We start from the raw sequence: 14,978 nt of genomic DNA on the forward strand, positions 1-14,978 counted from the left end.
CCACGCCACCAGTGGCGGGCCGACCAGACTCAGGCCGACAGGCGGAGCGTGAGGATCTGGAACGGACGCAGGGCCACGACCGCCTCACGGTCACCGACGGCCACCTCCGCGACATGCCGTTCGAGAAGATCCACAATGGTCGCCGCCCGCATCGGGAAGCCCGCCGTCAGCCGGGTCTCGGCCCGATCACCGCGAGCTTCGTAGAGCCGGACGATCACGTCCCCGCTGCGGTCGTCGGCCAGTTTGACCGCCTCTACGATCACGCCCGAGTGCGAGGACGTCACCAGCGACGGGTACGCCGACTCCGCGGCCGTCACGCGGAGCGGCAGGTTCAGCCGGTAGCCCTCGACGGTGGCGTCTCCGACGCCCGTCCCCGGCATCAGCGCGTACGCGAATCGGTGCACGTCCTGATCGGCCTGCGGATCCGGGCTGTGCGGCGCGCGTACCAGTGTGAGCCGGACTGTGGTGGCTCCGGGGCCGCGCGTGACGTCGTGACCGTACGTGGCGTCGTTGAGGACCGCGACGCCGTAGGACGGCTCGCCCACGTGGAGCCAGCGGTGGGCCCAGATCTCGAACCGGGCGTCGTCCCAGCTCGTGTTGGTGTGGATCGGGCGCCGCAGGTGTCCGAACTGGATCTCGGTCGTGGCCTGATCGGTGTGTACGCCGAGCGGGAACGCGGCCTTGAGTACTTTCTCCGACTCGCGCCAGTCGACGACGGTCTCGACGTCGAGTCGCGGGGAACCGGCGGTGAGCCGGTAGGTCTGGGTGATCGTGGACGCGCCGAAGACGCGGACGACCTCGACCGCGGCGAACAGCGGCCCGTCGGCGACGACGGCGACCGACTGCGCCGCCGTCAGGTCGGTGACCGTGTTGCGGTAGTGCGGGTCGATGTCCCAGGCGTCCCAGTTGTTGGGGTGGTCGGGGTGCAGCTGGAGCAGGTTGCCGCGCTGCCCGGCGGCGATGGCGTCGCGCCCGGACCGGGCGTCCACAGCAGACGTGATCAGGCCGTCGCCGTCGATCACCACTCGCAGCACGCCGTTGTCCACAGTAGTCAGACCGTCGACGGAAGCCACCGTGACCGGCGGTCCCGAGTACGCGCCGAGCATGCCGATCCCGAGGGCGGGTGCGCTCGCCCAGGCGGCGTGCCGGCCGTCGGGCAACGCCTGCCCGTCCGCGAAGACGCCGACCACCACCTCGTCCCGGGCGTGCGGAGCGGCGTTCAAAACTGCGTTCGACGCTGACGGAGCGGACCCCCGCAACGCCGCGGCCGCCTCGGCGATCAGCTCCTCCAGCTCGGCCTGGAGGTGCTCGTACGCCTCCCGCGCCTCCCGGTTGACCCACGCGATCGAGCTGCCCGGCAGGATGTCGTGGAACTGGAGGGTGAGCACCTGCTGCCAGACGCGCTCCAGCCGCTCGTACGGGTAGGGCGATCCCCGGTGCAGTGCCGCGGTCGCCGCCCACAACTCCGCCTCGCGCAGCAGATGTTCGCTGCGCCGGTTGCCCGCCTTCGTCTTCGCCTGCGTCGTGTAGGTGGCGCGGTGCAGTTCGAGATACAGCTCGCCGACCCAGACGGGGGCGTCAGCGTACTCGGCTTGGGCGGCGGCGAAGAACTCCGCCGGGGACCGGATCGTCACGGCCGGGCTGCCGTCGAGGTCCCGCAGACGGCGAGCGCATTCGAGCATGTCGCGGTTGGGACCCCCGCCGCCGTCGCCGTAGCCGAACGGCACCAGCGACATCGTCGCCGGTCCGGCGTCGGCGAACTGCGTCTGCGCCCGGTTGAGCTCCGCCGCCGTCAGCTCGGCGTTGTATGTGTCGACCGGCGGCATGTGGGTGAACACGCGGGTGCCGTCGATGCCCTCCCACCAGAACGTCGAGTGTGGAATGCGGTTCACCGCGTTCCAGGACAACTTCTGCGTCAGGAACCAGTCGTTGCCAGCCAGCCGGGCCAGTTGCGGCAGTGCCGGGCTGTAGCCGAACGAGTCCGGCAGCCACACCTCACGGGTCTCGACGCCGAACGCCTCCAGGAAGAACCGCTTGCCGTGGATCAGCTGCCGTGCCAGTGCCTCGCCGCCGGGCAGGTTGGTGTCGGACTCCACCCACATCCCGCCGACCGGCACGAAGGTCCCGTCGGCGACCGCCTTGGCGATCCGCTGCCACAGCTGCGGCCTGCGCTCGCGGATCCAGGCGTACTGCTGCGCCTGCGAAGCGGCGAAGACCAGCTCGGGATATTCGGTCGCGAGCTGGGTCACCGTGGCGAACGTGCGGGTGGCCTTCCGGACCGTCTCCCGCAGCGGCCACAGCCACGCGGTGTCGATATGGGCATGGCCGACCGCGCTGATCCGGTGCGCGGACGCGTGGGCGGGCCGCGCCAGCACCGGCGCCAGCACCTCGCGGGCGGCCGGCGCGGTCGCGTTCACGGCGTGCAGATCGAGGGCGTCCAGGGCGCGGCCGATCGCGTACCAGATCTCGGCTCGCCGCTGGCCCGGCGGCAGCTGGTCGCCGAGCTGGCTCAGCACGTCCAGATCGTGGATCAGATGCCAGACCGCCTCGTCGCGCACCGCGAGGTCCGCGCCTTCGAACCGATACAGCGGCTCGGTCCCGGCTGTCGTCCGGTCGCCGAGCGGGCTCGGCGGCCAGGCCCGAAAACCCGGCATCGGCATCGGGTTCGCCGCCGCCTCCACGAACAGCTCGATCGGCTCGTTCCCGGCCGCGACGGCGGCGACGGGCACATGGTGGTTGCGCGGCGCGATGCCTTTCACTGGTACGCCGAGAGCGTCGAACGCCAGACCTTCGGCCTGGAATCCCGGCCAGGCGTCGGTGAACCCGAGATCGACCAGCACGTCGACGTGGCGACCGGCCCAGTCGGCGGGCACCGCACCGGTCAGATGCAGCCACATCGTCGACCACGGCGGGCCCCAGGGCGTACCGGGGTCGAAGGGTTCGTAGTCGGCGGCGAAGGCGTGCTCAACGGCCACCGGCTCGCCCGGCACGTGCCACGCGGTGACGGCCAGCGGCCGCCGCAGTGGATAGAGCGCCGGACGGATCCGTTGGGCCAGAACACGTTCGAGCCGGGCGGCGGTGTGACGTTCGCGGTCGTGCACGGCTGCTCCTCGCGAGGGCGGGCGGGTAGGCGATTCGCCGTCATCCTGCGATTAACACGTTAATGTGTCAAGATCTGGAGCTGGGCAACCGGCCGGGCGGCCGTCCGGATCTCGGCCGTGAGCACGATCCGCTGTGGATCGGCGTACGCGTCGCCGGCGTCGACCCGGTCCAGCAGCAGCTCGGCGGCCCGCTCCCCCATCACCCGCGACGGCAGCGCGGCGGCGACCGAGGTCAGCGGCAGGATGTCGTAGGGGCCGGCGTCGTCCAGTCCGGCGAGTTCGACCCGCCGTCGCCCGGTCAGGCTGAGCAGATCCCCGGCCACCGCCGCCACCACGTACGCGTTGGCGCACAACAGGGCCGTCGGCGGTTCGGCGGCGTCGAACAGCCGCGCGAGCGCGGCCCGCCGGACCGCCTCCGGTGCCGGGAAGTAGCTCGACAACGTGGTCAGTTCCGGGAGGATCGGCAATCCGTGCTCGCGCAACGCCTGCTGATGACCGGTGAGCCGATCGCGGACGCTGGTGCTGCGGGTCTCGCTCCACAGTGTGCCGATGCGACGGTGGCCACGGGCGATCAGCTCGGCGGTCAGCCGATGGCCGAGCCCGAAGTCGTCGGTGACCACGGCGTCGGTGGCCAGATCGGTGCGATACCGGTCGACGAGCACGAGCGGAATGCCACTACGGCGTACCTCCTCCAGCAGGTCGGTGTTGGCCTCACCGTCGACGGGATAGAGGATCACCCCGGCCGCCCCGGTCGCGATCGCCTGGCGCAGCGCGCGGGCCTCGCGGGCGGCGGTCCCGTCGGAGTCGGCCAGGAACATGCGGAACCCGCGCTCGGACAGCACCGATTCGACGCCCTGCACGATGCCGGAGACATGCGGGCCGGGCAGCCCGTGGACGATGCAGGCGACTCCTTGCGCGACCTCCTGCTGGAGAACCTCTCGGTGGGAGGCTTCTCGCTGAGGTGCGACATAGGTTCCCTTGCCGCGCCGGCGGAGCAGGACGCCGTCGGTCACCAGGTCGGTGAGGGCGCGCACGGCGGTGGTGGTGCTGACCCCGTAGCGCTCGCACACCTCGCGCTGGGTGATGAACGGCTGATCGAGGCGGTAGTCGCCCCGGGCGACGGCTGCCAGCAGATCCTGCTTGATCTGTTGGTACAGCAGCGGTTCGGGCTGCTCGCTCAGGGCGGGCCTCCTCAGCTCGGGGCGTCGGCAGGACACGGTAACACCGCGTCGAGTCAAGATTGACACGTTAACGCGGTGAAGTTACCGTCGGGCGGCAGATCCGAAGGGGTGAGAGCACGCCGATGACCCTCGCGTCAGCCGAAGTCCACCCGCTGTGGACAGATCCGCCGCGCAGTACCGGAACCGGGCCCGGCCACACCCCGACGCTGACCGCGTACCCGGCGGACACGGAAGACGGTCCGGCCATGATCGTCATCCCCGGCGGCCGGTACGCCCACATCTCCGAGCGCGAAGGCGAACCCGTCGCTCGGTGGCTCGCCGGAATCGGCGTCCACGCCTTCGTCCTGCGCTACCGCGTCGACCCGTACCGGTATCCGATTCCGCTGCTCGACGCCGCTCGCGCGGTCCGGTTCGTGCGCCATCACGCCCGGCGGTTCCACCTGGATCCGGCGCGGGTCGGCGTACTCGGCTTCTCGGCCGGCGGGCATCTGGCCGGACTTCTCGCCACCGGCGCGGCCCCGCCGCCCACGGTCGGCGACGACGTCGACCGCGCCAGTCCCCATCCGGCCCTGGCCGTCCTCGGGTACCCGATCACCAGCCTGACCGACCACCCGCATCTGCCGGCGAACGGCCATCTTCTCGGCCCGCACCCGGAGCCCGAACTGCTGGAAGAGTTGTCGCTGCCCCATCGCGTCGGCCCGGCCGGACCGCCCATGTTCCTCTGGCACACGTCGGACGACACCTCCGTGGACGTACGCCATAGCCTGCTGCTCGCGCGAGCGCTCGCCGAGCGTCATCGAGATTTCGAATTGCACGTCTATCCGCAGGGCGCCCATGGCCTGGGACTCGCCGAGGGCCGGCCGGCCGCGGCGTGGACCACGGCGTGCGCGGCGTACCTGCGTCGGCAAGGTTGGTGAGGTTCGACATGTGGTACGACAAGCGCGTTCTCGTTCTCGCTGGGCGAGGCCGGTATGAGGATCCCTGGCACGACCATGCGGCGACCTCGTACGCCGTGGCCGTCGAGCTGGAGTCGCTCGGCGTCGAGGTCCGGATCCGCAGCACCTTCGCGGCGGCGTTCGCCTTGTTGGACGAGGTCGACCTCCTGGTGGTGAACTGCGGACGGGGCCGGCCCGATCCCGCCTTCGACGGCACCGACGAGCAGTGGCAGCAAGCCCATGCCGACGTCGACCGGTACGCCCGCAGCGGCCGGGCGATTCTCGGCCTGCATCAGGCGGCGAACACCTTCCCCGACAACCCGGGCTGGCGCTCCATCCTGGGTGGACGGTGGATCCCGGGGCACTCGATGCACCCGCCCCAGAGCGTCGCGACGTTCACCCCGGCGGGGGTTCAGCCGGAAGGCGTTGATTCGGCGGGCATTCCTCCGGTGGCCGTTCATCCGGTGGTCGACGGGCTCGGCCCGGTGGTGGCCGACGACGAGCGGTACTGCGCGCTGGACGTCGCCGAGACGTCGCAGATCCTGCTGACGACCCACCACGACGGCGTCGACCAGCCGGTCGCGTGGATCAGTGGCGGCGCGCGGGCGATCTACGACGGGCTCGGCCACGGCGTCGAGTCGTACGCCTCGGCCTCGCGGCGGCGGCTGCTGCGCCGCGAGGCGATGTGGTTGCTGGGTGCCCCGGACAGCGAGGTACGCGCCGCCTGACAGCCGCCGTTGTCCTACGGGTCGCCGACCGCGAGCAGCGCACGGGCCAGGGGTTCCAGAACCGCTGGGGTGTAGGGCGGGCGCAGGTAGACGATGACCAGGTCGGCGCCGAGTACGCCGAGCGCGGCGGCGGCCGCGGCCGTGGCGTGCGGGTCGCCGTCGTGGCGTACCTGGGCCGACACGGTGATCTCGGCAGGGTCGCGACCAAGCGCAGCGCAGTGCCCGTGCAGCACTGCGCGGGCGCGGGTGAACTGCGCCGGGGTCGGGGTGTCGAAGTTGGCGTGCTGGGCGTAGCGGGCAGCGGTCCGCAGCGTGCGTTTCTCGCCGGTGCCGCCGACGCACAGCGGCGGGTGCGGCCGCTGGACGGGTTTGGGCTCGCACAACGCGCCGCGTAGCTGGTAGTAGGCGCCGTCGAAGTCGAAGCGGGTCTGCGTGAACATCCCGATGAGCACTCGGCAGGCCTCTTCGAGGCGGTCGCTCCGCTGCGCGGCGGGGCCCATCGCGATGCCGTACGCGTCGGACTCGTCGGCGTTCCAGCCGGCTCCCAGGCCGACCTCGAGGCGGCCGCCGCTGACGATGTCGACCGCGGCGGCCATGTTGGCCAGGACGGCCGGATGCCGGTAGTGCACGCCGGTGACGAGGGTGCCCAGCCGCAGGCGCCGGGTGGCCTGCGCGAGTGCGGCCAGCGTCGTCCAGCCTTCCAGGCGTGGGGTCAGCGGGTCGGCGGCGTGGGTGGGGTGGAAGTGGTCCGACGTCCACCCGGACTCGAACACGTCGACGTCGTCGGCGGCCTGCCACAGCCGCAGGAGGTCGGTCCAGGTGGTGTCCTGCGGCGAGGTCTTGAAGGCGAAGCGCACCCGTCGAAGGCTAGTGGCCCGTCGTTCCCGCCGCCGGCTCGAATGGCGCGCTGAGGAACAGTTTCTCAGGGCGCGATGAGGCCGCCGTCGAGGCCGCGGACGCCGGCCGCCCAGGCGTCGTGGCCGCTCAACCCGGCGGGGAACCGGGCGGCGGCCTGCTCGTCCAGGTCGATGCCCCAGCCGGGTTGCTCGTTCGGCTTCAGCCAGCCGTCGACGATGCGCAGGGTTCCCGGAAACACCTCGTGCACGGCGTCGGAGTAGACGTGGCCTTCCTGGATGCCGAACGCGGCCGAGGTGACGTCCAGTGCGACATTGGCCGCCGCTCCGACGGGCGAGGTGTCGCCGGGCGCGTGCCACGCGGTCCGCACGCCGACGAGTTCGGCCGCTGCCGCGAGCTTGCGGGCCGGGCTCAGGCCGCCGATCGCCGACACGTGGCACCGGATCAGGTCCACTCCCCCGCCGAGCACCAGCCGCGTGGCATCGCTCAGTGACGTGGCCAGCTCGCCGACCGCGATCGGCACCGGGGACGCCGCCCGCACGGCGGGGAGCGCGTCCCAGTGCTCCGGCGGCAGGACGTCCTCGAGGAAGAACAGCCGGTACGGTTCGACGGACCGGGCCAGCACGACCGCCTGTTTCGGGGTGAGCCGCGAGTGCACGTCGTGCAGCAGCTCGACGTCGTCGCCGAGCCGTTCGCGGGCGGCGGCGAACAACTGCGGGGTGGTACGCAGGTAGTGCCCGACGTTCCAGCCCCGGGCGTATGGGGCACCGGGCAGCGTGTCACGGTCGAGCGGCGGCGCTCCGTAGGCGCCCGTCCCTGGTTGCGAGACCTGGAGCCGGAGGTGCCGCCAGCCCGCGGCCAGGAACCGTTCGGCGTCGTCGAGCGCGCTGTCGATGTCGCGGCCGGCGGCATGGATGTAGGTGTCGGCGGCGGCGCGTACCTTGCCGCCGAGGAGTTCGTGCACGGGACGGCCCGCCCGTTTGCCGGCGATGTCCCAGAGCGCCTGGTCCAGTCCGGAGATCGCGTTGTTGCCGACCGGCCCGTCTCGCCAGTACGCGGAGAACCGTGCGAGCCGCGTCAGATCCTCGATGTCGCCCGGATAGCGGCCGACGACCAGCCGGGCGAGGTGCTCCTCCACGAAGGCGACGACCGATCGCCAGCGTTGGGTGAACGTGGCGCAGCCGAGCCCGAACAGCCCGTCGTCGGAGGTGTCGACGCGGACCACCACGAGCGGGATGCCCTCCGGCGCGGTGACGATCGCCCGCACCCCGGTGATGCGTACGCCGTCGGGCGCCGGCCAGGGCTGGGCGAATGCTGGTTCAGCGGGCACGGTCACGGTTGGCTCCTGCTCGGGGACTCGTCAGTACGCCGGCACCGCCCTGGCCGAGGCGAGGACGGTGCCGGCGGTGGCAGTTCAGCAGCTTATGCCGCCGTACGGAACCGACCAGGTGTCCTCGTACGCGACGCCGTCGACCCGGGCGAACGCCTTGACGGTGACGGTTCCGGCGGCCAGGGACGCCCCGGTCGAGGTGAGGGTCGGCGCGAACGTCGCACCCGCGGCGAGGCCGGTGACCTTGCGTTCGCCGATCGCCGTGGTGAGGCGTACGTCGGTCGGCGCGGTGGAGCCGTTGGTCGCCGCCACGGTGATCGTGGCGAGTCCCGCCGAGGTGCATCCGGTGGTCGCGACGGCGTCCACGTCGAGGGCGTACGCGGGCGGCGCGAGGGTCGCCTTGGCGTACGCGACGGTGGCGTTGAGCCGGTCACCCGCCTCGTAGAACTGGTACAGCGTGCCGTTGTCGGTGACCAGTTCGGGCGAGGCCACCCGGCCGACGTCGTCGCCGACGCCGCTGGCCTGGTACAGCACGACCGGGGCGCCGACCGTCGTCAGGGTGGGATCGATCGTGCGGGCGAAGATCTTCTTCGACGAGGCGTGGTACACGATGTAGAGCTGCCCGTCGAACTCCCACAGGTTCGCCGCCGAGACGTTCCCGGCGTCCAGCGATCCGGGAGTGACGATCGGGGTGGGCCGGACCGTCCAGGTACGCCCGTCCACCGACTCGGCGACCCGGATGCGGCGGCTGTTCGCCGTGGTGTTCTCCATGTAGAACATCCCGTAGTGGTACGCCGACGCCGGATCGGGGTGCCGGAAGACGCGCGCGTAGGACGTCTCGGTGGTGGTCGTGCCGCCCATGGCGTTGTCGACGGCGGTCCCGCCGTAGCTGAACGTGATGCCGTCGGTCGACGTCGCGTACCGGGTCTGGTCGTTGCCGCCGTGGTAGTAGAGGAACAGCTCGCCCGCTTCCTGGTTCCAGATCGCGTCCGGGCTCGACACGTGGTTGACGCTGTAATAGGGCGACCAGACGTTGGCGATCAGCGGGTTCGCGGCGTACTCGGTCCACGGGCCGTCGAGGGAGTCGGCGTACATGAGCGAGATGCCGCCGGGGTTCTCGTGCGGCGCGTAGTACAGGTACCACTCGGCCAGCGGGGCGACGAAGTACTCCGAGGCGTGCAGGATGCTGGGGAAGATGAACTCGCCGGTCGGGTTGTACGACAACTCTTCGGCGACGGTCACCTCACCGGCGTACGCGAGGGTGGGCAGTGTGGTGTCCGCTGCCGCAGGGCGGGCGGCAAGGCCGCTGACGGCGATCAGCGCCGTCGCGGTGGCCAGAGCTGCTCGCCGTAGGCGCGAGCGCCGCGGTCTGGACGGCGATTGAGGGGCCATGCTTTCGCTCCTTCGGGTGGTCACGAAACCGTGGGGCCGGTCTGTTGTGGGGTCACTGTGGGCGAGGAGGTCGTGTCGCCGGCCCGGACATACCAGGCGTGCGGGCCTTTGGGCAGGGTGAGGCTCAACTGGTAGCCGGCGCCGTCGGTGACGTTCGTGTCCGCCGGGTCGACGGCGGTCATCGGCCGCACCACCCCGTCGACGACGAGCTGCACGGCGAACGGCAGCTGGCCGTCGACGTCGGTGTACTGCGCGGAGAAGGTGAAGGTCGTCGTCGTGGACCCGGTGGCGGAGGAGACCGCCAGCCCGCCGAGCGTGGGCGCGGTGCCGGACGCGGTGTTGGTGAAGCTGATCGAGTCCACGTACAGCTCGCCGTCGACGTCGGCGGTCTGTTGTTGCCAAAGCTCCAGCTTCGCGGCTGAGCGGTCGAGGCCGGGGAAGGCGTTGAGGTCGAACTGGTAGGTCGTCCACGCGTCCGGAACGGTGAGGAACGTGGTGCCGGAGACCCGATGGCTGGAGTCGGCGTCGGTCATCTGCAGCCACACCCGGTTGCCCGGCGACGGGCTCCGCATCACGACCGTGACGTAGCGATAGCCGGACAGATCCGCGACGTCGTGCCACGGCTGATATTTCGCCTGGGACGCCGCGGTGGCGGGGTTCTGCACGAATCGGCCGGCGGTACGCCCGTCGTAGACGACCTTGCTCGCCGAGCCGACCCCGGCGTTGTTGTTCCACCAGTTCACCCAGGTAAATCCCTGTGCGCCGAACACGCCGTCGCCGCCGAAGCCATCGTAGAGCAGCGGGGTCTCGGGGCTCGGCAGGGGCGGCGCGATCGTGTAGTGCGTCGACCCGTAGCTGTACGCACCGCTGGCCTGGGCGCCGCGGACGTCCACCCGGGTCGTGGTGTACGGCTGGAGGCCGCTGACGTCGACCACGGCGGTGGAGACGCCGCCGCCGGCGCTGGTCATCGGTTGCCAGTCGGGACCGATCCGGTGGTCGGTCAGCGAGGTCCCGCTCTGGGCGAACACCGTGACGTTGCCGGTGACGTAGTCGCCGATGAGCGGGGACGTGACCGACATGGCGGTGGGCGGCGTGCCGACGGTGGTCGGGGCGTCGTTGATGTCGGCCAGCCCGACGATCGAATACAGCAGACCGGCCTGGATGCTGATCGAGTACTCGTTGTACCGCCACTGCTGACCGCTGTCAGTCCACAAAGGTCGGTCTTCGTACCACGGGCTCGCGCTGCGGGCGTCGAGGGGGTCCTTCGCGTTGGGTCCGCTGACCAGCGCTCCCGGGATGACGACGCCGTCGCCGGTCTCGCTCTGCGCCTGCTCGTCCAGCCGGGTGTGGAGGAACTTGACGGAGTTCTGCCCGATGCCGGAGACCCAGCTGATGTTCCAGGGGTTCGCGCCGAACAGCCAGTACGTCCCGCGCAGGACGGCCTTGAGTGCCCGCTGGTCGCCGAACAGCTCGTAGTAGCGCAGCGCGTCGGCCATGTAGGAGGCGTGCGGTTCGTTGACGCCGAAGTTCTTGAACTGGTTGACGACGCCGTACGGAGTGTCGTCGGTGGACGAGAGGATGTAGTCGAGCTGGTTCTTCAGGAAACGCTGGATGGTGGTCTTCCCCGTCGCCGTCGCGATCGGGTACAGCTCCGCCATCGACAGGGGTGCCATGTCCCAGTAGTTGGTCGAGGACCGGACGCTGAAGGCGGTGGCGGCGATGGTCGTCTCGGCGGCGTCCCGCAGCGTCTGATCGCCGGTCAGCAGGGCGAGTTCCGCTTGGGCGAACAGCAGCGAGTTGGCGATGCCGTCGCGGGTGGAGTACGAGCCGATGGGGTCGGCCTGATGGGCGACCGCGTAGTTGTAGTACACCAAGGCGGTCTGCTCGCATTGGGCGGCGAAGGCTTGGTACGCCGCGACCTGTGCGGGGGCGATGTGCCCGCGCGTGACCGCGGTCTCGATCGCTCGGGCGGTCGCGGCCAGGGTGCCCGCGGCCTTGGCCGAGCCGCCGACGCCGAGCCCGGAGATCCGGCGGTCGTCGGCGGTGCCGATGACTCCGTCGGTCTGGGTCTCCGGGTGGGTGAACCCGCCGCTGCCCTTGATGTCGTACATGGCGCCGCCGAAGGCGACGGCGAACCGCAGCAGGTATTCGCTGCCGAACCGGGCCTCGTCGATCAGATCGGGTACGCCGTTGCCGTCGTTGTCGAACGCGACGGCGGGCGCCGCCGCGTGGCGCAGGTAGCTGATGGCGATCGAGCCGCCCACCCATTGGTTGCCGGCGTACTTGCCGTAGTCGCCGGCGTCGTACCACCCGCCGGTGAGCGCGTAGTGCTCGGTGCCGTCGGCGGACGCGGCGTCGTCGAGGTGCCCGGCCGCGTGGAAGATCTCCGGGCTCGGCGCGATGTCGCTGTATCCGGTCGGATACACGTCGGCGGTGGCCACGCCGGATCGCTGGATCCGGTAGAACGCCGTCATCTCGTCGAGGTAGCTCGTCCAGACGTCGGCCATGATCGCGAACCGGGGTGACGCGACGCCGCCCACCACCAGCGCGTAATCCCCGCCGGCGGTCGTCAGCCCGGCGAACTCCACCACGTACACGTGGTTCCCCCAGGTCACGCCCCGGTCGAGCAGTACGCAACTCGGCACGACGACCGTCGAGCCTTGGACGATCTGGCAGGTCGTCGCGACCGGCAGCTTCGCGTCGGCGACCGCATAGCCGACCTTGTACGCGTTGGAGCTGTAGCCCGCCTGGCTCACGGCGACTTCGAGCACGGTGGCCGCGGCGGCGGGAGCCGCGGTCACTGTGACGGTGAGTGGGATGGCGGCCGCTACCGCTGCGGCGAACGCCCATCCTCGGATCCGGAATGTCTCGAACATGACATCCTCCCCACCCGGACGCCATCGCCCAGGTTGGATCAGTGTCACACCCGATCTCACATTAACACAAGGTTTCGAAACTCGACTGTCGAAACCTTTCAGAAACGAAACTTTTGGTTACCGCGCCACTTCCGGCTTCAGCCGGGCAGGGCAGGGCACGGCGTCTCAGCGCGCCGGGCTCGCCGTCGACGAGCGGACCACGAGACGGGGCTCGACCTCCATGTGCAGCGGTGCCGACGGCTCGTCACCGCGCTCGATGCTGTCGAGCAGCAACCGCGTCGCGAGCGAGCCGACCGTCTCCCGGTCCGGCGCGACCGCCGACAGCGGCGGGTCGGCGAAGACGGAGATCTCGTCGTCGTACGCGATGATCGACAGGTCGCCGGGAACGCTGAGACCGGTGCTCCGTGCCCGATGCACCAGAGTGAGCAGCGAGTTCTCGTCGCCATGGCAGAACAGCGCCGTCGCGCCATGCTGCCGCAGCCGATCGAGCACCAGCTCGACGCCGTCGGGCTTCCAGGTCGGCTCCCCGCCCAGCACGTCGGCCCCGAGCAGGATCGCCTCCTTCTCCAGCCCGGCCTGCCCGATGGCTCGCCGCCACCCGGCTCGGACGAGGTCGGCGGTCTGGGTGCGACCACGGCTGATCATGGCGATCCGGCGATGCCCGAGCCCGACCAGGTGGCGTACCGCGCCGATCGCGCCCCGCTCGTGCGCGGTGCGGACAGTCGACGGCCCGCCGAGCCCGCCGGCCGGCAGCGTACGCTCCACCAGCACGATCGGGACGCCGGCCGATTCGAGGCGCTCCCGCAGCTGCCGGTCGTCGTCGTCCAGCTGGATCGACGGCGCGTACAGCACGCCGCCGACGCCGTCGCGGACGAACTCGCCGAGCAGGTGCAGTTCCCGGTCGAGGCTGTACTCCGACACGACCAGCTGCATCTCGCCGCCGCGCCGGCGTACCGCCGCCGAGACGCCGGCCGCGATGTGCCGGTAGTAGTACGACGTCGGCACGATGAGGCCGATCGTGCCACCGAACGACGGCTGCGACGACGCGGCGGCCGAGTCCGGGCGTACGCGGAGCATCGCTCCGCCGCGTACCTTGTCGAGCACGCGTTCGTCCACGAGGGCGTCGAGGTCCCGGCGGATCGTCACATGGGAGACGCCCAGCTCGGCGACGAGCCGGGTGACCTTGACCGACCCATCCTCCCGGGCACGCGCGAGGATGTGTGCACGTCGTTCCGCGGCGAGCATGGCGAGTCCTTCCGTGACGATCTTCCGTAGCTGACAGCGATGAGTCCGGCACTAATATTAGAGACCGCGGCGGTTTCGAACTCTTACGGTCTCGTGCCTTCTTGCACCGGCGGTGGCCCGCTCAGGCGAGGGTGCTGAGGCCGGCGGCTTCGACCTGGTGCTCCAGCGGCCGGCGGTCGAGGAACCGCTCCAGCTCGTCGAGCGCCGAGTCGGCCAACCGGCGCGTCTCCCCGTGCATCGATCCCGCGATATGCGGAGTGAGCTGAACCGACGGCAGCTCATACAGTGGCGAATCGGCCGGCAGCGGTTCGTCCTCGGTGACGTCGAGGATGGCCCGGATGTGCCCGGCACGGCAGGTGTCGATGAGGGCCGCGGTGTCGATCAACCCGCCGCGTGCGGTGTTGATGAGCACGGCGTCCTTCTTGAGCAGCGCGAGCCGGCGACGGTCGAGCAGATGACGAGTCTCCGGAAGTTCTGGGGCGTGCAGGCTGACGATGTCCGACGAGCGCAGGAGGTCGTCGAGGTCGGCCAGCGTCACGCCAAGCCGCGCCGCCTGGTCGCGGTCCACAATGGGGTCTGCCGCGAGCACGGTGAAGTCGAACGGCTGGAGCAGCTCGGCCACCCGGCGGCCCACCCGCGACAGCCCGACGAGTCCGACCACGGCGCCATGGTTCAGCGTCGGCGGAACGAGGTCCCGCCACGCACTGTCACCGTCGCGGTGTCGCCGGTACCCCTCCACGTAGCGCCAGGTCCGTCTGCCTTCGAGCAGGATGCTGGCCAGGGTGAACTCGGCGACCGGCTTCGCGTTGGCCGCCGCCGCCGAGGTGACGACCAGTCCTCGCTGCCAGGCAGCCGGCGGGATGTTCGCCTTCACCGACCCGGCCGCGTGGAAGACGGCGCGCAGGCGGGGTGCGGCGGCCAGGACCTCGTCGTCGAGCGGTGGACAGCCCCACCCGGTCAGGAGCACCTCGACCTCGCCCAGCTCGGCTCGGACTCGCCCGTCGTGGAAGGAGCCGGCAGGTAGCGGCCCGCGTACGTCGCAGAGGTGGCGCAGCCGATGCAGGCGCGGGGCGTCGAACATGTCGCGGAAGTGTCGTTCTCCCATGACGACGAGGGTCCGTGGCCGGGAAGCGGGGGCCAGCCGGGCGATGCCGGCGTGGTCGTCGCTGGAACTCATGCGGCGATTCGACCACACCTGATCAACTTATCGCAACTATCAGAACGAAATGAGAACCTATCGACACATGGTCTTGCGTTTCTGGACTGTTTCTTTAATCATGGGGGCGTCACACGCCGTGGCGGCCCGTCCGCCGGCCCGAGACGTCCACGGTCGTG

Annotated in this window: 10 protein-coding genes; 2 read left to right on the top strand and 8 right to left on the bottom strand. The window is 70.6% G+C overall.

The genetic code is table 11. From position 1 onward, the window contains the following. Positions 1–29: 29 nt before the first annotated feature. Together HDA40_RS08040 and HDA40_RS08045 are read right to left on the bottom strand one after the other, a co-directional pair. Entirely contained in the window at positions 30–3,101 is a 3,072-nt protein-coding gene (locus tag HDA40_RS08040; RefSeq protein WP_253753518.1) for an alpha-mannosidase, read from the bottom strand. Between the two features lie 59 nt (positions 3,102–3,160). Next, the gene (locus HDA40_RS08045) at positions 3,161–4,339 is read right to left on the bottom strand and encodes a GntR family transcriptional regulator (RefSeq protein ID WP_253753521.1); all 1,179 of its coding nucleotides are present in this window, start codon (positions 4,337–4,339) and stop codon (positions 3,161–3,163) included. Between the two features lie 65 nt (positions 4,340–4,404). Here HDA40_RS08045 and HDA40_RS08050 point away from each other — a divergent pair, with 65 nt between their 5' ends. Continuing rightward, positions 4,405–5,199, top strand: a complete 795-nt coding sequence (locus HDA40_RS08050) for an alpha/beta hydrolase (RefSeq protein ID WP_253753523.1) — start codon at positions 4,405–4,407, stop codon at positions 5,197–5,199. Further along, positions 5,196–5,945 carry a ThuA domain-containing protein gene (locus HDA40_RS08055; protein WP_253753525.1) on the top strand — a complete coding sequence of 250 codons (750 nt, stop codon included), beginning with the start codon at positions 5,196–5,198 and terminating at the stop codon, positions 5,943–5,945. Before HDA40_RS08050 ends, HDA40_RS08055 begins: the two co-directional genes overlap by 4 nt. Before the next feature lie 14 nt (positions 5,946–5,959). On the opposite strand, the gene HDA40_RS08060 is transcribed toward HDA40_RS08055, so the two are convergent. The 6 genes from HDA40_RS08060 to HDA40_RS08085 all read right to left on the bottom strand — a co-directional run bounded on the left by HDA40_RS08060 (position 5,960) and on the right by HDA40_RS08085 (position 14,820). Continuing rightward, entirely contained in the window at positions 5,960–6,802 is an 843-nt protein-coding gene (locus tag HDA40_RS08060) for an LLM class F420-dependent oxidoreductase (RefSeq protein WP_253753527.1), read from the bottom strand. A gap of 65 nt (positions 6,803–6,867) precedes the next feature. After that, complete coding sequence (locus HDA40_RS42025) at positions 6,868–8,136, bottom strand: enolase C-terminal domain-like protein (protein WP_253753529.1); 1,269 nt, start codon at positions 8,134–8,136, stop codon at positions 6,868–6,870. Positions 8,137–8,214: 78 nt separating this feature from the next. After that, entirely contained in the window at positions 8,215–9,522 is a 1,308-nt protein-coding gene (locus tag HDA40_RS08070) for a glycoside hydrolase family protein (RefSeq protein ID WP_253753531.1), read from the bottom strand. A gap of 20 nt (positions 9,523–9,542) precedes the next feature. Next, positions 9,543–12,398 carry a glycoside hydrolase family 9 protein gene (locus tag HDA40_RS08075; RefSeq protein WP_253753533.1) on the bottom strand — a complete coding sequence of 952 codons (2,856 nt, stop codon included), beginning with the start codon at positions 12,396–12,398 and terminating at the stop codon, positions 9,543–9,545. Positions 12,399–12,563: 165 nt separating this feature from the next. Further along, on the bottom strand, positions 12,564–13,643 hold the full coding sequence (locus HDA40_RS08080) for a LacI family DNA-binding transcriptional regulator (protein ID WP_253753535.1): 1,080 nt from the start codon (positions 13,641–13,643) through the stop codon (positions 12,564–12,566). Positions 13,644–13,764: 121 nt separating this feature from the next. Next, positions 13,765–14,820 (bottom strand): hydroxyacid dehydrogenase, encoded by a 1,056-nt coding sequence (locus tag HDA40_RS08085; RefSeq protein WP_253753537.1) that lies wholly within the window; start codon positions 14,818–14,820, stop codon positions 13,765–13,767. Positions 14,821–14,978 lie beyond the last annotated feature (158 nt).

Origin of the sequence: Hamadaea flava (genome assembly GCF_024172085.1) — a bacterium.
Taxonomy (GTDB): Bacteria; Actinomycetota; Actinomycetes; order Mycobacteriales; family Micromonosporaceae; genus Hamadaea; species Hamadaea flava.